At 42.5% G+C, this 21,512-nt stretch carries 11 protein-coding genes and 2 tRNA genes; 5 read left to right on the forward strand and 8 right to left on the reverse strand.

What is annotated here, in order from left to right; translation table 11 throughout:
• Window positions 1-31 precede the first annotated feature (31 nt).
• Window positions 32-1,006, reverse strand: coding sequence for a methyltransferase (locus tag FE392_RS08630; protein ID WP_319929825.1), 975 nt, complete (start codon window positions 1,004-1,006; stop codon window positions 32-34).
• A 443-nt stretch (window positions 1,007-1,449) separates the two neighbouring features.
• Here FE392_RS08630 and FE392_RS08635 point away from each other — a divergent pair, with 443 nt between their 5' ends.
• From FE392_RS08635 to FE392_RS08645, 3 genes are all read left to right on the forward strand, one after another.
• Window positions 1,450-8,865 carry a non-ribosomal peptide synthetase gene (locus FE392_RS08635; protein ID WP_319929826.1) on the forward strand — a complete coding sequence of 2,472 codons (7,416 nt, stop codon included), beginning with the start codon at window positions 1,450-1,452 and terminating at the stop codon, window positions 8,863-8,865.
• Window positions 8,850-10,028 carry an FAD-dependent monooxygenase gene (locus tag FE392_RS08640; protein ID WP_319929827.1) on the forward strand — a complete coding sequence of 393 codons (1,179 nt, stop codon included), beginning with the start codon at window positions 8,850-8,852 and terminating at the stop codon, window positions 10,026-10,028. Before FE392_RS08635 ends, FE392_RS08640 begins: the two co-directional genes overlap by 16 nt.
• Window positions 10,029-10,622: 594 nt before the next feature.
• Complete coding sequence (locus FE392_RS08645) at window positions 10,623-11,918, forward strand: hypothetical protein (RefSeq protein WP_319929828.1); 1,296 nt, start codon at window positions 10,623-10,625, stop codon at window positions 11,916-11,918.
• 449 nt (window positions 11,919-12,367) lie between these two features.
• Here FE392_RS08645 and dauA read toward each other — a convergent pair whose 3' ends face one another.
• The 5 genes from dauA to FE392_RS08670 form a co-directional block, all read right to left on the reverse strand.
• Window positions 12,368-14,074 (reverse strand): C4-dicarboxylic acid transporter DauA, encoded by a 1,707-nt coding sequence (dauA, locus tag FE392_RS08650; protein ID WP_319929829.1) that lies wholly within the window; start codon window positions 14,072-14,074, stop codon window positions 12,368-12,370.
• Between the two features lie 262 nt (window positions 14,075-14,336).
• Window positions 14,337-14,735, reverse strand: a complete 399-nt coding sequence (locus FE392_RS08655; protein WP_319929830.1) for a hypothetical protein — start codon at window positions 14,733-14,735, stop codon at window positions 14,337-14,339.
• Between the two features lies 1 nt (window position 14,736).
• Entirely contained in the window at window positions 14,737-16,077 is a 1,341-nt protein-coding gene (locus FE392_RS08660) for a phosphatase PAP2/dual specificity phosphatase family protein (RefSeq protein ID WP_319929831.1), read from the reverse strand.
• Between the two features lie 10 nt (window positions 16,078-16,087).
• On the reverse strand, window positions 16,088-17,866 hold the full coding sequence (locus FE392_RS08665; protein WP_319929832.1) for a bifunctional alpha/beta hydrolase/class I SAM-dependent methyltransferase: 1,779 nt from the start codon (window positions 17,864-17,866) through the stop codon (window positions 16,088-16,090).
• Window positions 17,867-17,878: 12 nt separating this feature from the next.
• Window positions 17,879-18,502: a CDP-alcohol phosphatidyltransferase family protein gene (locus FE392_RS08670; protein ID WP_319929833.1), complete on the reverse strand. Its 624-nt coding sequence runs from the start codon at window positions 18,500-18,502 to the stop codon at window positions 17,879-17,881.
• A gap of 481 nt (window positions 18,503-18,983) precedes the next feature.
• On the opposite strand from FE392_RS08670, the gene FE392_RS08675 reads away from it, so the two are divergent.
• Window positions 18,984-19,757: an alpha/beta fold hydrolase gene (locus FE392_RS08675; RefSeq protein WP_319929834.1), complete on the forward strand. Its 774-nt coding sequence runs from the start codon at window positions 18,984-18,986 to the stop codon at window positions 19,755-19,757.
• Between the two features lie 190 nt (window positions 19,758-19,947).
• The gene (locus FE392_RS08680; protein ID WP_319929835.1) at window positions 19,948-20,964 is read left to right on the forward strand and encodes an NAD(P)H-quinone oxidoreductase; all 1,017 of its coding nucleotides are present in this window, start codon (window positions 19,948-19,950) and stop codon (window positions 20,962-20,964) included.
• 52 nt (window positions 20,965-21,016) lie between these two features.
• On the opposite strand, the gene FE392_RS08685 is transcribed toward FE392_RS08680, so the two are convergent.
• Window positions 21,017-21,106 (reverse strand) — tRNA-Ser (locus tag FE392_RS08685).
• 88 nt (window positions 21,107-21,194) lie between these two features.
• Window positions 21,195-21,284: transfer RNA gene (locus tag FE392_RS08690), tRNA-Ser, on the reverse strand.
• Between the last annotated feature and the right edge of the window lie 228 nt (window positions 21,285-21,512).

Here is a 21,512-nt window from a genome sequence, read left to right on the forward strand (position 1 = left end):
AAAAGAAAGGGAGTATCATGCATAACGCAGTCTATTTTTTCATTTCAATAATATATTGATTACTTCCCGTCAGGGAAATTGGCATCTTATAGGTATTTGTGAGCGAAAGCCCCGCCTGTTTTGCTATTAATTCAAATTCCGATAGGCTCCGGGATTTCCCTGATACAGTAATATCCATATATAAATCAAATGATGCTGAATCTGCGTCATTGGGTTCTTTTACCATTTCGATAATGTATAAAACAGAATCTTCCCGCATTGCTTTATGGACATTGTTCAGGATTGCAACCGATTTATTATCTGCCCAGTCATGCAAAACATTTTTCATGCAATAAGCATCATATGCTGCCGGAATAGTGGAAAAGAAATCACCTTTGATAAAAATCACACCTTCTGATTCCTGCCTGTCAAAATCATACAGATCCATCACATGGCATTGTATGTGTGGGTGGCGTGTTTTTATGCCTTTTGCCAATGATCCCAAACCCCCACCGATATCCATGATGGAATGAATTCCTTCCAGTGGCATATTTTCAATAATATACTTACTCATAACATCGGTTGTTTTTGACATAAAATCATCAAAATCCACTTTAAGGGCTTTATTATCTTCATGATCAAGATAGTCAAAAAATGGTTCATGATGATTAAGTTCAAAAGCCGATCTTTCATTCGTTTCACTTAGGGATAAGCAATATTGTGACCAGGAATTCCAAATCGCCGGATTTAATTCGAATCTTATATGCATTGTTGAGAAGCTATTAGGATCGCTGAGTGATGCACATGGCTCAGTAAGATAAAATTTGTCTTCTTTTTTTGTTAATACATTAAGTGACTGCATGTAGTTCAATAACCGACGGAACCTAGCTTGAGAAACATTGCATAATTGAGCGAGTTGTTCCGCAGTTTTGCCATTTTTAGTGTCTAAATATAACGGCGCCTTAGATTCTACAAAAGCAAATAGCGCACTGGATTTACGATATGCTATGGCCAAGTCTACTAACATTTTTTCCTTCCTTATTAAAACGTATAAAAGAGAGTTTCAAGTTGCAGTCGGGTTATGTCAGCACTACATTACGCCAAATTAGTGAATACCTAAATATAACTATGTATCAAAGGGTTTTGGTTCCCATTACAAATAATATTCAGCCCATTAATAGCTACAATGATTTGGATCAACTGACCATTACAATTTAAAAATTATTTTCTTTCTTATTTTGTTTTTTGTTATACCACAAAGAAAAAATGTCATGGCATGGAAAATAATACCGCTTGTATAGATGAGAAAGTAATTAATAAAATATTGTTGTCACTTTTCAAGTTTCAGCTTTGTTGGCTTCGCTCACTTCAGTCATAAACTTATCTATGCTCCTGGGGATTGCCCCTTGCCGTCGTGTTGCATCTTGAAATTCAAAGGCATCAACCTTCCTAATAATAATGTGAGTTGCTATGGGCACATTACAAGTATTACCGCTTACACAGTATCAAAAAGAAATTTACTACGAAACTCAACGTAATCCGGAAAGTCATCAATTTACAATCAGTATTGCACGTGTATTAAAAAATAATATTAACTTTAAGAAACTTATTCATTCTGTTAATTCCGTTCTTGAAAATGATGTAACATGCCGATTGCGTATTATTGAACACGAGGGTGTTCTGGAGCAGGAAATACAAAATACGGCCGCTAATCAAGCTGAAATCATTAATGCTGAAGAAGAAGACGTGAGTGAACTCTTCAATAAATGGTCAAAGCGAGTTTTTCATCTGGATGAAAAATCCCTTCTTGAAATTGCCCTGTTAAAGAATCTAAAAAATAACGATACGGCTATTTTTATTCGCGCCCATCATATAGTGTGTGACGGTTGGGGCATAAACCAGTTGGCAAAAAAAATTGCTAAATGTTATCACGATAATCACCTGATTCAGGACAATGCAATCACTTCAGATGAGTTGCTTTATTCTTGTCATTTTGAAAAAAATGTTGCGAAATACACTTCTGCTATCCTTGAACAAGAAGAAATTCTGTCACAGCCGGAAACAGAACAACAAATAACCGCATTGGCTGCGCTTACACAACTTCATGATCCCGCATTTTTTAATCGGAAAAAGAAAACGCACTTATCTCGTTTTGTGCAACACCGGCATCTATTAACTCAGGCAAAAATAGAGAAAACCACTGCTCAGGGGATTAATCCGTATCTGGCGGTGATGTCTGCGGTCGCCGTGTTGCTGTCGCGGATACATAATAATACCCAGTTAACAATGGGTGTACCTTTGCTTAACCGCCGCATGAGCCAACTTGATATTGCCGGTCAATGGGCCAATACTTTGCCATTGGCTGTGACGGTCAACGCAGAGGATACTCTGGCAGAACTGGCAGCCCGCATCAAAACAGGAACTAAAGAACTCAAAGCGTTTGAACATATTCCGCTGGGGCGCTTGCTTAAATCCATGGGAACAACCGTGCGCCAAGGGTTTGATGTAACGGTAGCGTATAACCATTCACCGATGGCCGGCGCTTCCAGAGATCTCTATCAAAACGAAGGCATTTATGCCGCCGCGACAGCTCATGAAAATGATGCGATTGCGATTCATGTGCACAACTACGGTGGCAATAATGATGTTGCCATTGATATCACCGCTGCGGAGGATATTTTTGATGAAGATTATTCATTTGAAACCTTTACCGCGTCCTTGGGGCAGGTCATTGATCAGATGATAGCTTCACCTGAGCAGGCAGTTTCTCAGGTAACTCTCTCTTCCGCAGAAGAAATGGCTCAACTGGCGCTGTTTGAGCAGGGGCCCATTACTGAATATTCAGAGCAGGAAACGCTATCAACATTATTTGATGCTCAGGTTTCCTTACACGGAAATGCAGTTGCCATTGCCAATGCTGGCGAGCAATCTGCGCTGACTTATACTCAGTTTCAGACCCGCATCGGCGATATGGTGGCTGTCTTACTGAAAGCAGGAGTCAAGAAAGGGAATATCGTTGCTATCCTAATGGATCGCAGCACAGCAATGTTAACGGCTATCTTTGCGGTATTAAAAGCAGGGGCAGCCTATTTGCCCGTAGATCCTAATTATCCGCAAGAGCGGATTGATTATATGCTGGAGGACAGTGGTGTTACGGTTATCATCGCTGACCGGCTTGATCAATCTTTGAACGTTAAATCTTATACCATTATTGATGGCAATACCGTTGTCGCTCAGGAAGAGCCGCGTTGCGCAGAACAGGCCAATTTATCGACAGCAGATTCTCTGGCTTATATGATTTATACCTCCGGCTCTACCGGGCAGCCCAAAGGGGTGATGATCAATCATTATTCAGTGGTAAACCGGATTGAATGGATGCAAGAACGGTATCCGTTGGATAGCACCGATGTCATACTGCAAAAAACGCCGATTTCATTTGATGTATCCGTCTGGGAATTATTCTGGTGGTCTATCACCGGGGCATCTGTCCATTTATTACCGCCGGGTGCGCATAAAGATCCATTAGAAATAATAAACGCAATCCGCGTTCACCGTGTGACAACACTGCACTTTGTTCCCTCCATGCTCCAGCCTTTTCTGGATATTTTGGCAGCTCAACCGGAGCTAGTGAAAGAACTTAGCAGCTTGCGACGGGTGTTTACCAGCGGTGAAGCCCTTCCTCCGACACGGGTGAATCAGTTCCGTAAAATTTTCTCTGTCCTTGGCTTAAACGCGCCTGCTTTGATTAACCTTTATGGCCCGACAGAGGCAACCGTAGATGTCTCGTATTTCGAATTTTTCCCTGATAATAAAGAAGTTATCAGCCGAGTGCCTATTGGATACCCGATCAACAATACGTTGCTGAGAATTATGTCTCAGCACGGCACTCGGCAGGCAATAGGCATTGCCGGAGAGTTACAAATTGGCGGTGTTGGTTTGGCACGTGGTTATCATAATAAGCCTGAATTAACTGACGAAAAATTCATTTTGTCCGGCAATGAGCGCTGGTATCGCACCGGGGATTTAGCCAGATGGTTACCTGATGGCAGCATTGAATATTTGGGCCGAATTGATAATCAGGTAAAAATCAGAGGCAATCGTATTGAGCTGGGTGAGATCCAAAATACCCTTGAGCATATTCAGGGAATCAACCGGGCAGAGGTTTTACCACAAAAGAACAGTCAAGGTGATGATTACCTTTGCGCATACTATACGGTGGATGCAACAAATGAATTAAGTGCAGCGGGTCATCCGCATTTTACCTCTGAAAAACTGCGCAAGGCATTGCTGGCATTTCTACCTGACTTCATGGTGCCACAGAAATTTTTCCGCGTACCTTTTATTCCTCTTACTCCAAACGGCAAAGTAGATCGTCATGCTCTCGCCACCTTGGTGAAAACAGAGAATTCAGTCAGTCGTGATGATGCCCAAACTGAAACGGAATACCAATTAGCCGACATCTGGAAACGGATATTAAAAATTGACAAACTCAGTGTGCAGGAGAATTTTTACACACTGGGCGGTGATTCAATTTTAATGTTAAAAGTGCGTTCCGAAGCGGAAAAGGCGGGAATAACGGTCACCCTCTCTGATTTGGCACAGTACCTGACAATAGCCGATCTAAGCCAACATATTGACACTTATTGTAAAACGCAAAAAAGCCATCGCCAGAATGCGTTGCTGCCTTTTGCATTGATCAAAGAAAAAGAGCGGGCATCGCTTGCCCAATATGCAGATGCATTTCCCGCAACTCAGCTCCAGCTTGGCTTGATTTACCATAGCCAGCAGAGCAAACATTCAGCCACTTATAAAGATGTTTTCCGCTATACACTTAAATTAAATACGCGGAAAGGAGAATGGGAACCGGAACTTTTCCGCCAAAGTGCAGCAGCAACTATTCAGCGGCATCCTGTGCTTCGTTCTCACTTTAATTTGGCTGATTTCAGTGAACCTCTGCAAATCATCAACCACAATATTAATCTTGATGAGGCAGTGAGCATTGAAGATCTGAGTTCGCTGTCATGGGATGAATCCGAATCCATCATCAAAGAGCACATGGAAAAAAGCAGTCGGCAGGATTATCTGTTTGATCGCGCGCCATTATATCGCATTTGTGTATTCAAGACCGCAGCGACTGACATTATTGAAGTCGTATTCAGTTTCCATCACGCCTTGCTGGATGGTGGCAGTGTGGCAAACCTGATGCATGAACTCTTTTCCCGTTACCAGAATCAGGGAATGCATCCTTCTGAAGTGGAACATTCTGAAGCAAATGTCCTGCCGTCACCGGCATTATATGTACAGGATGAGCTTCATGCTTTGCAGGATCAAAAGCATCATTTGTTCTGGAAAGAGATGTTCAAAGGGCTTGCCAGAACTCAATTCCCGGCTTATCGCTTATATGAAAATCGAACGCATGAAAACCAGCCCCAAAAGCGGGTTTTTGCAAAGAAAGCGATCATTCCAAAAGAGATTGAAACAAAGCTGGGCATCTTGGTACAAGATGAACAAGTTTCAATTAAATCGGTATTCTTTGCTGCGCATTGTTTAACGGTAGCCAGCGTGACGAGCCAGAATCAGATTGCAACCGGACTCGTAACCCACGGCAGGCCGGATGTACAACATTCAGAACAAACACTGGGCTTGTTCCTGAATACATTGCCGGTTCGTTTTTCTGTCGAAAATAAGACGTGGAAAGAATGCATCCATTCGGTATTCCGAGCTGAACAACATCATGCGCCATACCGCAAGTACCCGCTTAACGCTATCCAGCAAGTAGCAGGTGAAGGTGCCAAAATCAGTTCTGCGTTTAACTATATTCATTTCCACATACTGACTGACGTTTTTAGTGGCTCTGATTTATCGCTTATTAGCTTTGATCCGTGGGAAGAGACGAACTTTGAAGTCTTGCTTAATGTCATGACTGATTTCAACACAGGTCAGCATTATCTGCGGTGTGATTTTGATGGCAGTGTCTTCTCACAAGTGCAGGCCGACACTTATATGGATATCTATATGTCCGTCTTGCACAAGATGGTCAGTCAGGGTGATCAATTGGCAACGCTGAGTCAGCCACTTGCACAAATGGTACAAAAACCCCAAAGCAGCAGCGAAATGCCGTGTCAGGGTTTTATGTCCGTGCTGAATATGATTGCGAAAAATGTGCGGGAGCAACCCGATGCCATCGCAATTCGTTATCATGATCTGCAATGGAGTTATAAAAAACTCTGGTCAGAATCAGGCAAAATTGCGTCTGCGCTGATTTCTGACGGTGTTGTTTATAGAGGTACTGTTTATAAAGGATCGGTGCAAAATACTCCGGTAGCTATCGCGCTCGAACGTTCTCCGATACTCGTGGCATCATTGATGGGCGTGATGAGAGCAGGGGGGATCTGCTTGCCATTGGATCTGAGTTATCCGGCTCAGCGCATTGAAGCCATGGTAGAACAGGCGCACCCGATACTGGCGCTTGTCGATGAAAAATCAGAGCCGTTACTCAATGTGGTCGCTGTTCCGACAATGAGGCCAGATGCGCTGATAAATCTCGAGACGCATATCTCCTGTGAAGAACAAAAAAGCAAGGCAGAGAGGGACATAGATCCTGAACAACTGGCTTATTTGCTGTTTACATCAGGTTCAACAGGTAAACCGAAAGGTGTGGCAATGCCGCATCGCAGCCTGTCAAATATGGTGACTTGGCAGAATGATACCCTCACAGGCAAAAACATTCGCTCGACTTTGCAGTATGCACCGCTCAGTTTTGATGTTTCCTTCCAGGAAATTTTTTCTACGCTCGCGGCGGGTGGAGAATTACACCTGATCAGTGAAGAGGAACGGCGCGATCCATTGCAGTTACTGCATACTATCGATACTTACCAGACAGAAAGAATTTATCTGCCTTATGTGGCACTGCAACAATTGGCTGAAACCGCCGTCGCACTGGAAACTTACCCGAAAAACCTGAAAGTGGTTATTTCATCCGGTGAACAACTCCGGGTGACTGACGATATTCGTTCGCTTATTGGGCAAATCAATAACGGTATCCTCCAGAACCAATATGGCCCTACCGAAACACATGTCATCACTGCCTTTACTATGCAGGGCAATCCGGCTTCTTTCCCTGCGCTTCCACCTGTTGGTAAAAACATCAGTAACGTAGATGTTTTACTGCTAAACGAGCAATTAGAAGAAGTTGCATTGGGTGAGCAAGGAGAAATTTATGCCCGTGGTTTAGCTGTCGCACAGGGCTATTATTGCCAGCCAGCATTAACCGCAGAGCGTTTTATTACGCTCAAAGGGGATAATAATCCGCTGTATCGCACCGGTGATTTGGGCGTGAAACTCAAGGATGGCAATATTCTCTGTCTAGGCCGTAAAGATACTCAGGTTAAAGTACGTGGTTATCGTATTGAACTGGCAGAAATAGAGTTGGCGATATCGAATACGCCCGATGCTGACACAATATTGAAAGATGTTGCTGTTGTTGTTCAACAACACGGTGAAAACGACGGTTATTTAGTGGCTTTCTTGGTTGGTGAAAAAGATGACGCATTTGTTGAGCGAGTAGAACAACATTTGTCTGAAACACTTCCCAAACACATGCTCCCGTCGCAAATAGCGTGGCTGGGTTCACTGCCTAAAACACCGAGTGGCAAGCGTGACGATGCAACGTTACGCCAAATGCGAATCACTCATAGGCATACTCAATCAGAGAGTATTTCACCGCGGGATAAATACGAGCAGGTACTGTGTGATTTGGCGGCGGATTTGTTAAAAATACCCGAAGTATCGGTTCATCAGAATCTGTTTGATATCGGGGCCACCTCACTGACCGTGATGAGAATGGTTGTTCTGGTCGAAAAACATTTCGGCATCACAATGCCCTTATCCCTCTTTATCAGTTATCCGACAGTTGCACAGCTAGCGGAACATATCAGAGAAAAGGGCGGACTGCCCACCTTCAGCCCGCTTGTTCCCATGCGCCCTATCTTCACAAGTACAAACGGCAGGGAGTCAGCAGCTCATAAATCCCCTTTATTTTTTGTCCATCCTATGGGGGGAAATGTGCTGTCTTATTTGCGATTAGTGAAACATTTCCCTGAGGATCAACCCTTCTATGCGTTGCAGGCCCACGGTGTCGATGCCGGATCGATACCACTAACCAGTGTACAGGAGCAGGCAGCGAATTATCTGCAAGCTATACGCCATATGCAGCCGCATGGCCCGTATTCAATCGGCGGCTGGTCTTATGGCGGCTTTGTCGCATTTGAGATGGCTCGCCAGTTGAAGGAGCAGGGAGAAGAGGTGGCTGATCTTTTTGTTCTGGATACGGTTGTTGTCAGCAATGAAATGAAGCGGGAAGTGAATGAAGAAGCGTTATTGCGTTGGTTTTTCTGGGAATTATTGTGGCTGAATGAAGGCGCGACGCTGCCCGCGCAGAGTTTACCGGAGCACACGATTTCTTTGCAGGAACAATTTGAATACATCACAGAGCAGGCGATTGCCACCGGCGCAATTCCGAAAGGCAGTTCCCGGGCGGTAATTCAAAGGCTGTTTGATGTGTACAGAACCAATTGGAAAGCGGCGTCAGATTACGCGGCTTGCAAGGCTGATATCAGCATGACTTTATTACATGCGACGCGGCCGTTACCTGAAGTTCTGCGCTCCATGCATGATGCGGTCGGTAGTGAATACCGTGATCCTCAAAATGGCTGGGGGCGTAAAACAACAGGTCATATTAATGTCATCGATGTGCTCGGTGATCATTTAGAAGTTATGGAAGAACCCTATGTAGAGGAAGTTGCAAAAGTCATTCTGCAAGAAATGAGTAATTCCTCTAAAAAACAAGTATTACCGTCCTCGGAGGAAGCATGTCCCATCCATTAAAAGTAATTATCGCTGGCGCAGGTATTGGCGGGTTAACAGCGGCTGTCGTTTTACGCCATATTGGCTGTCAGGTTGAAGTTTATGAACAAGCGCCAACGTTACGCACAGCCGGTTCAGGTTTATCTGTAATGTCCAATGCTGTGGCTGCCTTATCTTCTATTGGTGTTAATCTGAATCTGGAGCACTTTGGTGCTCCGGTTAAATGCGTTGAAATCAGGAACATTGAAGATCAGTTGATCCGTGAATTGCCTATCCCGGAGGTTTCATCCTCCAACGGATTTGACAGTGTTTGTATCTCACGTAAGGCGCTTCAGGAAGCACTGTTAGCGCAACTGGATAAGAATATTATTCATGTCGGCGCGAAAGTAACCCAAATTACTGAAAGCGACGAGGGTGTTTCTGTCCATTTTGCAGATGGCAGAGAAACACAGGGCGATTTGCTTATTGGAGCGGATGGGTTCTATTCCTTTGTCCGTGACTATGTCCGGGGTAATCAGCCCATCCGTGAAGCCGATTATATCTGCTGGCTGGCGATCATTCGCTATCAGCACCCGCAAATCACACCGGGTTACGTCGCCCATTATTGGGGAGAGGGAAAGCGGGTAGGTATCATTGATATCGGCGGCGGTGAAATTTATTGGTGGGGTACGGCAAATATGCTGACTGAACAGGCCAGCCACTGGCAAGGAAGCAACCGTGATATTTTGTCATATTATGAAGGATGGCCGGAGATTGTTTCCGACATTATTTCACAAACGCCGTCAGAAAATATTATCTCTGTGCCCGCACAAGACAGGCCTTTTTCGTCTGTTTGGGGAAAAGGCCGGGTCACCCTGTTAGGTGACGCTGCGCATCCCATGCTAACCACTCTGGGTCAAGGCGCCGGTATGGCCATTGAAGACGCGGCAGTGTTAGGGCATGCGCTGAAGCAGCAGGCAGACCCGATTGCAGCACTGCGTCAATACGAAGAAATTCGTATTCCAAGAGCGGAGATGTTTGTGGATCTTTCATATACACAAAGTGAATTTGAACAGCAAGCTACCCCTGCTGATTGTCAGAAAAGGGAAGATGCTTTGCGGTTTGAGCCAGCGGAAAAAATGCGGGAAGGTTTTGAAAAGTTATTGAAGTTTCCTGTCAATGAGCTTGATGTGATTTCAGCATAACGCTGTGCGCTTGCTCTAACATTAGGCTTTGAAAGGTAGAGAGTTATCGGTTTGATGGGGTTGCGTCATCCTTATATAAAAACCGGTAACTCTCATGACTCATACTTATAATTCCATCATAACCTGGCTATGTGTCGGGGTTTGCAAGGTTGATAGCCTGCCTGTTTTTTTATTCTTGCCCCTAATCTGTAAGTTACTCACTTAATTGCCATAGACGACCTCAAAATTATTTAAAACCTATATCATCGTATTCTAGTGGGATTATTATTTTTTCCGTGTTTTAGCTAAAGACAAACATAATATGATTTACCGAAATAACTTATTTTTGTCAAACAAATAAGGATATTATGCCGCATGTTATTTCCGATCAAAATAATATATTGTTTTTTTGTTGGAATACGTGGCAGTTATCAACTGATAACAATTTGTCATTATGTTCTTGATATTTATACGTCTAATTTATACTTGCAAAACCATCCACTAATTTGATATTACTGATTTACTTGTTGGTTTTTTACACAGGATATTTTTAATTTATTCATATGAATTTTCACACATGGTGTTTTTTAAATCATATTTATAAGGGGTGTTTTTATGAATGATTTTGATAATACATTGCTACCAGCGCCTAAATTTATACAAGCAGATAGTTCCGGTGTGGTTAATATAGAAGATATGAAATTAACTGGGCAGGAATTTATAGTCATGGAAGTGCATAAATACCTTGATCTTCAAGTTGGGGATAAAATAACCGGGTATCTTAGAAATAATAACAATGATGAAATAAAAAGCATTCCTAGTGTTATCGTACCAACTGATGAGGGAAAATTTAGTGGCCTTGTTTATTTCCACATAGAAGATATCAAACATTTGGGGCACTGGAACGCTTCTTATGAGGTGATAAAATTAGATGATGTGAAACTTTCCTCAAGCGTAACTGATATCAATTTCAGGATTGGCGGTCATTGCCCACCAAAAGATAATATTTATAGCATAAATATTTTTTATTTCTCTACATCTGAGGGAGAGTATATTTTCCGTCAGCGCCAATGTGATAAAGAGATATCTGTTAACAAACTTTTACCAGGTGGAAAGCAGGGTGATGATATCTCGGAAGGGCAGCAATGGGATCATTTTTATGATCTATTGCTTCCTTTTAAACTAGGTAAGCAACAGTATGTTTTTGGACTGAAAAATAATATTTTAAATGCGTCTCAAGTTGTACCTGAATCTTATTGGATGATAGCTAAATTAAGTGATCACGGATTTAGAAATGTGACTAGTAGTGGTTATTGGGATAGTCCTTATGATGTTGGTTTTACATATGTGATAGATAATAAACAATTTATTTATCTTCATAGTGGTAAAGAACAGGATAGTGATAAAAAGTATCCTTATGTCATTCGGGAAATAAAGCAAGATGGTAGCATGGGAGATATAACGGCTTCTGGTGCTTGGTCTTCTTTCTATGCTCCAACATTTTCTTTTACAACTGAAGATAAAGTCTATTTTTATGGGCAAACAAAGGCTGATAACAGTCTTATTAATTATGAATTAAAATCCGATGGAACTATTGGAGAATCAGTTGAGGGTGGTGCTTGGTTAGAATATAATGCAGTCCAGTTTACATATAGCATGGGGGGATACAACTACTATGCTGGACAAAATTTTGATAATCATAATTTTTGGACGGGGACTATAAATAATGATGGTTCACCATATCAAGTCAGTACAACGTTAACAATAATTGATAAAAACTATCAATATATGGTTCCATTGAAAATTCATGGAAAGCAATATTTCATTAGGCAAGATCAAAGCAAAGAACATTGGATTATTCAGGAATTAAAGGAAGATGGTACAGTGGGGGGAGTGACAGATAAAAGATGATGTTGTTATATTTAATGCAATAAATTAATGATGATTTAGATAATGATTAATAAGAGATTTTTCTGAGTGGATGATATAATATCAGGCAGTCTTACAGTTAATTATATTATTAATTTTTAATTGCTGGGACTTAAATTGGAGTAAAATTATTGGTGAGATTTTGCTTGTTTAATCTAATGATATTTTCATTTGCATAATAAATTATTCCATTGTGATTTTTTTAAACTAAGTTTAATTTTAGTACGTTATATTAAAGTATTTTTTAAGCCTCTCATTTTAAAATGAGAAGTGGTTATTTGGTATAAATTTTAATTTCAGAAAGAAGTGACATTTTCATTGCATTGCAGGATTTCAACAATAAATTAATTTATATGCCTGTTCTGATATGAGTGTTTAAAGCTAGCCAAAACCACTTTAATCAGTAACAGGCATAGACGATTTTCTCTAAATTAGGTTGACTGACAATCTCCCTCAATTTCTGCCAGCGCCTTAGGTAATGTAGCGTGAAAACTCAGTTGCCCTTCAATGGGAACTATTTTGGCCCTTGCCAACGTTTTCAAAGGTTGGAAGGGAATATCACACACAACGATATGTTTTTCTTTCCCCATATCTCGGACAAAACTCTGAAAGGCGTGCAGGCCGCCAGCATCCAATACAGGTACAGCATCCCATTGCATGATAATGGTTTTGTAATCAGTACTTTTTTCCCTTAATTCAGCAAAAATACGCTCTGCGGCAGCAAAAAACAGAGGGCCAGTGATTCGCACAATGAGCAAGCTGTTCTCGTTGTTTGTCAAAGAAGATGTGTTGATACGAGTCATATTGGCAATTTTGCGCATAAATAGAAGCGAAGCCAGAACAATACCAATTGTGATTGCAATGACCATATCAAACAGAACGGTCAATGACAGGCAAAGGAGCATGACGATAATGTCATCTTTGGGAGCCCGGCGGATTAAATCGATAACTTTATGAGCTTCACTCATATTCCACGCGACAATCAACAAGATTGCTGACATCGCTGCAAGCGGCAGATAAGAGAGCATTGGAGCCAGAACCAGTAGTGTTAATAAGACGAGTAAGGAATGGATCACAGCAGCAATCGGTGACGTTGCCCCTGCGCGCACATTGGCGGCTGAGCGTGCAATTGCGGCTGTTGCGGTGATCCCGCCAAAGAATGGAACCACAATATTGCCCATCCCTTGGCCAATTAATTCACTGTTGGAGTGGTGCTTTTTGCCGGTCATGCCGTCCAGAATGACCGCGCATAACAGGGATTCGATCGCCCCTAGCATTGCCATCGAAAATGCCGCGGGCAGCAATGCTGATACTGTGCTCCAACTGATGTTGAACGAGTGGGTATCAGGCAAATTCCACGGCAGGACAAATTGAGGAAGAATTGGCGGAATACCTTGGCCTTGCGTCCCATCTGCCAGTGTGTAGCTGAATGATGATCCAATCGTTGCTACATCGTGGCCCAGAAGGTGCATGATACCCATGATACTGGTTCCGGCAATCAACGCGGGTAAGTGACCCGGTAACTTTAATCCCAGCTTTGGCCAAAAAATCAATACCAGCAGGGTGGTTAAGCCAATGAGGGTATCACTGAATTGGAATGATGGCAGCGCCTGAGAAAGTGCAACCACCTTATCAACATAATTTTCCGGAATGTGCTCAAGTTTCAGCCCAAAGAAATTTTGCACTTGCATGGTAGCAATGGTGATTGCGATACCAGACGTAAATCCCAATGTGACCGATAGGGGAATATATTCTATAAGCCGGCCTAATCGCGCTAATCCCATGATCACTAAAATAATGCCTGACATGAGTGTTGCGATCAGTAACCCACTTAAGCCGAATTGCTGTGAAACCGGGTAAAGGATCACCACAAACGCTGCCGTTGGCCCGGAAACGCTATAGCGAGACCCTCCGGTAACCGCGATGACAATACCCGCAATGGCGGCTGTGTACAGGCCATATTGCGGAGCTACACCACTGCCGATAGCCAAGGCCATTGCCAATGGGATAGCAATAATACCCACAGTGATCCCGGCAATGATATCTTTTATAAAGCGATGAAAAGAGTAGGGTTCTTTCCAACAGGCCTCAATAAAAGCACTAAACGGCTGTATCCCTTTAATTTTTCTGGTATTCATTGAAATAAAAAACCCAAATAAGATATTAATGACAAGTCGAGAAAAATAAAGTTAGCATATCGCTTTTATCAGTAGAGAAAGGTGTTATATGTCAAAAAGTTAACTAATTGCATACTAAACCGCATAATTCAAAAAAGAGAAAATAGGCCATTTGTACCTAGAGTTAAGTAATATTCGGCAATAATTTTATATTGCATTGTCTATTATAGGGGAAAGCACGGGATGGAAGGGATGAAAAACCTAATTGGAGGTAAGCTGATGCTTACCTCACCAATATAAATAGAAAAAGTAGCCCGAATTGCAAAAATAAGCTAACAGCAGCTCGTTTCAACAATTTTAATGCCCCTTGAAAGCGATCATGTAAGCGCTTTGATTGGGGCGTTTTATTAAAAATCAGTAATAAAGCCTGATCAAACTCAGCGTTTTTCTCAGGATATACATTGAGGATCTGAAAATAGTGGCAATCAAGCCAAACGCGCCAGCAATAGTACTGGCAGCATAAGGCAAGGAATAACGATATGGCATAATGGCTTTGATGGTTTGGCATTATGATAAATATCATTGTCGCTATAAGAGCTGCAAATGCTGATAAGCCAGAGATGAAACACCAGCTTCTCAATGTGGCAATCACGACTTTGCCTGTCATATTTTCTGACTGCATATTATGTTTTCCTATTCAGATAATATTCAGCCCACTGCCCAAGGGCATCCATATGTGCTTGCCTGAAAGTAACATGTGGCCTGGCTTGGCGCAGGATATCAATAACAGCATCAACATCATATTCTGGATGCCGTTTCAGCAACCATGCCGCGACAACCATAGCGCTGCGGGATAGCCCGAGTGTGCAATGAATAAGTACACGGCCTTTTTTGTGCAAATCATCCAGAGTACAAACAGCGGATTGTAAAGCATCAGGCGTTAATGGCAGTAAATCGAGTTGAGGTTGGCTGATATAATTGACAGGATGGTAAGCATGCTTGTGCCATTCGGCTGTCATGTCAAATATGCTGGTTATTTGGGCTGATTTGATGACTGATTGGTGTGGCAAGCTACCGAGAATAATTCCTTCCTCAATTTGGTTATAAGGTGCACTTTTGCGCCGGAACCAAAGATAAGAAAGCCAGGCGCCGAATTGGTAGGGTGCCAATACCCAGCGGGCTGAAAGTGACATCCGGCCGTTAGATTGTTTTTGAAAAATTGAACAGCCTAATCCTGCATAACCGAGAGAAAGCATCATTAATGATATGGCCGGCCATATCAGTATCCATAAAACACCGCCGAATCCGGCTGCCGGCAGCATAAATAGCATACCAGCCGCAGCATAATAGCCAGCCAGTTTTCGCGCATAACAGTCTTGGCTCGGTTGCCAGTGCCAGCGATGCGAAATAGGCAACAGATAACTGATCATCACCCCCACGGCAAAGCCAGTGATGACATCGACAAAATGATGTTGCCATGTAGTGAGAACGGAGAATGCAATCAAGGCTGACCAAATGTGCAGCAACCCACGCCAGTATCCGTGTAAGTGAGCGGAATAACGAAGCCAAAGTAACCACAACAGGATAATGTGCAATGAAGGGGCTTGATTGTAGGGCAAATCAAACATGTCCAGCTGGTCAAAAAACCATCTGAAAATCCCTTCAGTCGCAGGCCGGGAAAATGAAAATTTCAGTGGGAATAACAAGAAGCCTGCACAGGCGATAAGTGATGCAGCCACCAATCGCCAGCCATGCAACCACTGTTCACGGTAGCTTGTGCAAATGAACAGGGAGACTCCATAAAAGAGATCGATACTCCAGTAAGGAATAATCGACCACGGCCAAAAAGGAATATTCTGTTCCCAACCGAACACAACAACACCTACAGCCTCTCTTTGCGCAGTAAGTTGATTGACCTGTCCATAAGTGAGAAAAAAGAACGGTGCCAGAAAAATCAACCACATAAAAGCTGTCAACCATAAGCGTCGGCGGCTTTCATTGGTAAATGCCATTGATTGTTTCATTTCATCATTCTCAACGGTGGACTCTTTTGGCGATGGATACGGTAAAAATGCCCCAGTTATCAGTTAATTGATATTGCTTTTCAAAACCAGCATTTTCCACCAATGCATCTATTTCACCCTGAGTGCGCCGACGCATAATCCATGGTTGATTTTGACGGTGACTCGATAAAACACGGGCAATTATTTCAAGTTGTGGATGCCAAGGTTGCCCGGTATAAATCAAATAACCATTGTCTGCGATAGCATCGGCAAACCCGGCCAAGGAATTTTTGATCAATGTGTTATCAGGGAACAATTCATAGAGGCCTGAAACAATGCCGAGTGTTGGTGCAGGGGAGATGGATGCAATACTTGCGGCATTAAATGCATCACCGATAACAAAACGAATTTTTTCTGTGAGGTTACGCTCTTCTATGTAGGCTTGGCCTTGATTGACATTAATTTCGCTGTAATCCCTCAATAAAACGGAGTCCACTTTGCTGAAATCATTGATTGCATCAAGAATATAACGTCCGTGGCCTGCTGCTATGTCAAGAATATGAACCGGCTGATTTTGTTGTTGCAGTTGACGAATAGCCTGACGGATTAGCGTTTCCATATTGATTTTTCGCTGGCGTATGCCGCGCCAACCAATATTATTTCTGAGATAGAACTGATCTATTATCCGCCCCAACATTCCTTGACCTTGGGGTTGATTGAGGTAGACATAATCCAATGTAGATCCAGAATCAAAACCTGTTTCAAGTCCGATACGTATGCCTTCGGAGGCTTTTCCCCAACGTGTATTCATGGCTTTGCGCATCAGTTTATGCCCAAGGTTTTTGGGACATAGGCGCGGCAATGGCAGGCTTAATTTCCGGAATTCATCTGCGGTATAGCTCCAAACATCTTCATTACTGTAATTGTGTTGGTAATGAGGTAGTGCAAAAATACGCTCAATAAAAGTACGTATTTTATCGAAGACCAGATGGCGATCTTTTTCACCCAGCGTATCGTGATAAAACCCTGACATGACATGTTTCTCTTTGATCGGGGTATTTAGCTGCTGATAAAACTGGTGTTGTGACTTATGGTTCACGACATAATCGCTGCCAGAAATAAATAACTGAGTGGGCACAGTAATGGCGCTGGCATCTTTTACGACGCGTCCAGCGGTTTGGTACAGTTCCAACAAGATATTGACTGCGATTTCTCGGGTAATGAGTGGATCATTGTTATATGAAGCAACACGGGCTTCGTCATGTGTCAGAAACTTTGCTTTTACATAGGAGTTGACGAAGAACAATCCCCGCGCTTTCTGCATTAATTGCAAGCCTTGCACAGCAAACGGAACATACAATTTAATATCAAAAGCAGGCGCGGCGAGGATCATGGCACGGATTTTCGGCGCATAGTCATGTACCCAAGCGGATACCAGCACAGCACCCACACTTTGACCAATCACCGCAATGCTTTTCATCGGGATTTTGTATTGAGTGGAAATAAATCTGACAAATTCATCAACATCACGAATTGAGGTTCCCATTGAAGGGCTGTAGCCCCGTGGCCCCTCTGTCTTGCCATGCCCACGTGCATCCCACGCGAACATCGGCACATCAGGGAGAGCAAGTTCGTCAACGATATGTTGCAGTCGTCCCGAATGCTCATGACCACGATGAAAAATAATAATGGCTTTCTCCGTCTCTGTCTCTGCCTGTGCTTGTGGCCAATAACGGTAAAACAGAGATACGTGATCTGAAGTAGTGAAATAGTGTTCTTCAGCAATACGTTGGTTAAATGTTTGTGTCATGTGCTTAATGCCTTATTGGGGGTGTGACTGTTCAGACAACTTGATTTCACGCAATGCCTTAACAATGCGCTGATAGCAAGTCATCAAAAGTAAAACAATTACGAGAGGGAACAGATAGCTACTCCAACTTAATGCTGAAGGGAAGGTGGCAATGATTAGCCCATAGGCACCAAAAATAAAAGCGCGGTCACTTTTGCCCATTGGGCCGTCATAGCGCCGTGAAGCACCGATGGATTGCGTCAAAACGCCAATAAATTCTGTCAAAATGGTTAAGAATAGGATAACCAACAAACTCACACTGCTGACATGAGGCAGGAAACAGAAAGGAAGATAAAGGGCAACATCAGAAATAATATCTCCCAATTCATTATAAATAGCCCCTAAATGGGATTTTTGGTGATGCTCGCGCGCTAACATGCCATCAATGGCATTCAGCGCCATACGAATAAAGAGAAAGATAGGCAGTAACCAATAGAGGCCGGGGACGGGAAATAAGCTCAGCACTATACCCACAGCAATTGATAGTCCCATTGCGCCCAATGTTACTTGGTTGGCGGTAATTCCGTGTTTATAAAGATAAATTACGACAGGGCGCAATAAGTTTTGGAAACGAGGTTTCAGATCATAGATGGTCATCTTGCCTTAAATCCTTTGTAGGTAAACCCGTTGGTATTATTAAAATAAATGATTTTGAATTATCAAATATTGTTACATGTACCTATGAAATTTCTTAGTGATACTAACACCAATAAATTGAACTTATTAAGAAGTATTTGGCATCTTTTTTTAGTGTGTTTCGCCAGTAATATCGAAATCTTTCGATAGTCTGATTTGTTTATTTGGTTGATTTTTATTAAGTAAATGGTGAGTTTTTTCGGCGGATGCTTGTTGTTTTTATGGAGGCTTCGCTCAGCTAACTTTTTTCTATGTAGGCGAAATCCAAGAGTAAAAATTAAACATTGGTTTAATAATTCTTTATCGGGAAATGATGGCAAAACTGGAAACTGCGGGAAAACTACTGACAGCAATTGACACATCCGGCTGCTATTCTTAGAACGTTTAATGTCTTAAATCAGTTTCTCATCGTTGGTGTTTTTTCTGTTGAAGGAGAGGCTCTATGTTAGGGTTTAATCATCAAGAAGGCCGTTATTTAGAAATTGATGGCGCTCATATTTATTATGAGATTCAGGGTAATGCAAATGGTTATCCGTTAATTTTTCTGCATGGCGGCTTAGGTAATATCGAGACGTTTAATCACATTACGAACTATTTTGGCAATGCCTATCAACTTATTGGCATAGATAGCCGGGGGCAGGGAAAGTCAACGCTGGGAAAAGAAAAACTGACCTACAAACGGATTCAGCAAGATGTAGAGGCAGTAATCAGGCATTTGGGACTGAAAGAATGCAGTATTGTTGGGCACAGTGATGGCGGTATTGTTGCTTTGCGATTGGCAGCATCGGGAACTATTCTGATTGATAAAATGGTGGTGATTGGTACTCATTGGACATTGCCGGAAAATGATCCTATGAAAGAAATCGTTAAACACATCACCGTGGAGAGTTGGCGTGCAAGGTTGCCTGAGACCTATGAAAGCTACCAGCGTTTGAACCCACAACCCGATTTCAACAAACTGTTCGATACAGTTATTTCGATGTGGCTTGATACAAGCGAGGACAGTTATCCGAATGAAACAATCCGTCAAATAACCTGTAAATTGCTGGTTGTTCGGGGCGACAATGATAACTTAGTTTCACGCATTAGTTCGGCTGAATTAGCTGAAAATGTGGAACACGCTTGTTTGTTAAACCTTCCGTTCTTAGGGCACTCTCCCCAAGAGGAAAACCCGGCAATGCTGATCTCATTTCTGACAAAATTCTTATCAAAATAATGCAGCTGCTGGATTAATTACACCTGATTGATTGGGATACCGGCGTTTTTACCGAAAATGCTGTAATGCCTCGTCGTCCAGAGAGTGCCGCAAAAGGTTAAGGTCACTTTTTGCGACACCCTCTTTAGAGCTAGGAAGATGCCAATGGTAATCTATACGAATCATTCACCTTATTTATAAGGACAAAGAAATGCCAGTAGACATAAAACCTAAAAATATGGCGGCCATTGAAATTGCTCATCCCGGGGAGCCTGATGTTCTGACCCTGACAAACATGCCCATTCCTAACATTGGTTCAGAAGAGATATTAGTCAAAGTGGCGGCGGCAGGTGTTAACAGGCCAGATGTCATGCAAAGGCGTGGATATTATCCTCCTCCTCCTGGTGCTTCTGATATTCCGGGTTTAGAAATTTCGGGTACGGTTGTTGCCCTTGGTTCGGATGTTAAAAATCATGCCATTGGGGATCAAGTATGTGCTCTGGTTGCAGGGGGAGGATATGCTGAATATTGCAAAGTACATGAGAGTAATGCGCTATCCGTGCCCAAAAGTTATAGCTTGCTTGAAGCTGCCGCATTGCCGGAAACATTTTTTACCGTATGGGTGAATTTATTTCAGCGCGGCAAATTGAAGGCAGAGGAAACGGTTTTAATTCATGGCGGGACTTCTGGTATTGGCACGGTTGCGACCTTACTGGCAAAAGCATTCAATGCATATGTGATAACCACTGTAGGCTCTGAAGAGAAAAGGCGGGCCAGTCTTGCATTGGGGGCTGATGTTTCAATCAATTATAGAACGGAAGATTTCATAGAAATGACCCATCAAGCCACTCATGGGCATGGTGCTGATGTGATAGTTGATTTGATTGCCGGGGATTATGTAGCAAAAAATTTTCAGGCCGCAGCAGTAGAAGGGCGAATTATCCAAATTGGTGTGCAAAATGGCAAGGCGAAGGAATTGAATCTTATGCCTTTACTGCAAAAGCGCCTGACTATCACGGGATCTACTTTGCGTTCCCGCAGTATTGAAGATAAAGCCCGTATCGCCGATGAGTTAAAGGAAAAAGTTTGGCCATTGTTAGAAAAGGGATTGATTAAGCCACAGATTTTTAAAACTTTTCCTTTGGAACAGGCTGTGGAGGCTCACGCCTTAATGGAAAGTAGTGCACATATTGGAAAAATCATGCTGGTAGTAGAAAAGAAAAAATAGTATGAAAGCAAAAAAAAACCTGAACATTATGTTCAGGTTTTTTCATGAAAAATGGCGGTGAGGGAGGGATTCGAACCCTCGATACGTTTTCACGTATACACACTTTCCAGGCGTGCTCCTTCAGCCTCTCGGACACCTCACCAAATTTTGTATTTTTCTGTATCCAATAAGAATACTTAACTGCTTAACTGAAAAAGCCTGAGCATTTAGTCAGGCTCTTTCATAGAATATGGCGGTGAGGGAGGGATTCGAACCCTCGATACGTTTTCACGTATACACACTTTCCAGGCGTGCTCCTTCAGCCTCTCGGACACCTCACCATATTTTGTGCTACAGTGTTTTTACTTACGTTCTTCGCTGCAACGGGGCGCTACTATAGGGAAAAGCTGTGCGGGCGTCAACATGCTTATGACTATTTTTTCAGGCTTTTTGACTGATTAGACAAATAAAAAACAATTTGCATGCCAGGCAACCAGTTATGGGAGTAAAACCCTCTTTTTTGCAATGAGATATGAAAATATGTTAACCAGATAGCATAAGTAATATTT

Source organism: Xenorhabdus santafensis (assembly GCF_033949405.1).
Lineage (GTDB): Bacteria > Pseudomonadota > Gammaproteobacteria > Enterobacterales > Enterobacteriaceae > Xenorhabdus > Xenorhabdus santafensis.

What these genes read in the sequence shown, in the direction of transcription:
- dauA (WP_319929829.1), bottom strand. Translation starts at nt 14,074, where the DNA reads ATGAATACCAGAAAAATTAAAGGGATACAGCCGTTTAGTGCTTTTATT.
- FE392_RS08675 (WP_319929834.1), top strand. Translation starts at nt 18,984, where the DNA reads ATGTTAGGGTTTAATCATCAAGAAGGCCGTTATTTAGAAATTGATGGC.
- FE392_RS08645 (WP_319929828.1), top strand. Translation starts at nt 10,623, where the DNA reads ATGAATGATTTTGATAATACATTGCTACCAGCGCCTAAATTTATACAA.
- FE392_RS08660 (WP_319929831.1), bottom strand. Translation starts at nt 16,077, where the DNA reads ATGAAACAATCAATGGCATTTACCAATGAAAGCCGCCGACGCTTATGG.
- FE392_RS08635 (WP_319929826.1), top strand. Translation starts at nt 1,450, where the DNA reads ATGGGCACATTACAAGTATTACCGCTTACACAGTATCAAAAAGAAATT.
- FE392_RS08665 (WP_319929832.1), bottom strand. Translation starts at nt 17,866, where the DNA reads ATGACACAAACATTTAACCAACGTATTGCTGAAGAACACTATTTCACT.
- FE392_RS08680 (WP_319929835.1), top strand. Translation starts at nt 19,948, where the DNA reads ATGCCAGTAGACATAAAACCTAAAAATATGGCGGCCATTGAAATTGCT.
- FE392_RS08655 (WP_319929830.1), bottom strand. Translation starts at nt 14,735, where the DNA reads ATGCAGTCAGAAAATATGACAGGCAAAGTCGTGATTGCCACATTGAGA.
- FE392_RS08670 (WP_319929833.1), bottom strand. Translation starts at nt 18,502, where the DNA reads ATGACCATCTATGATCTGAAACCTCGTTTCCAAAACTTATTGCGCCCT.
- FE392_RS08640 (WP_319929827.1), top strand. Translation starts at nt 8,850, where the DNA reads ATGTCCCATCCATTAAAAGTAATTATCGCTGGCGCAGGTATTGGCGGG.
- FE392_RS08630 (WP_319929825.1), bottom strand. Translation starts at nt 1,006, where the DNA reads ATGTTAGTAGACTTGGCCATAGCATATCGTAAATCCAGTGCGCTATTT.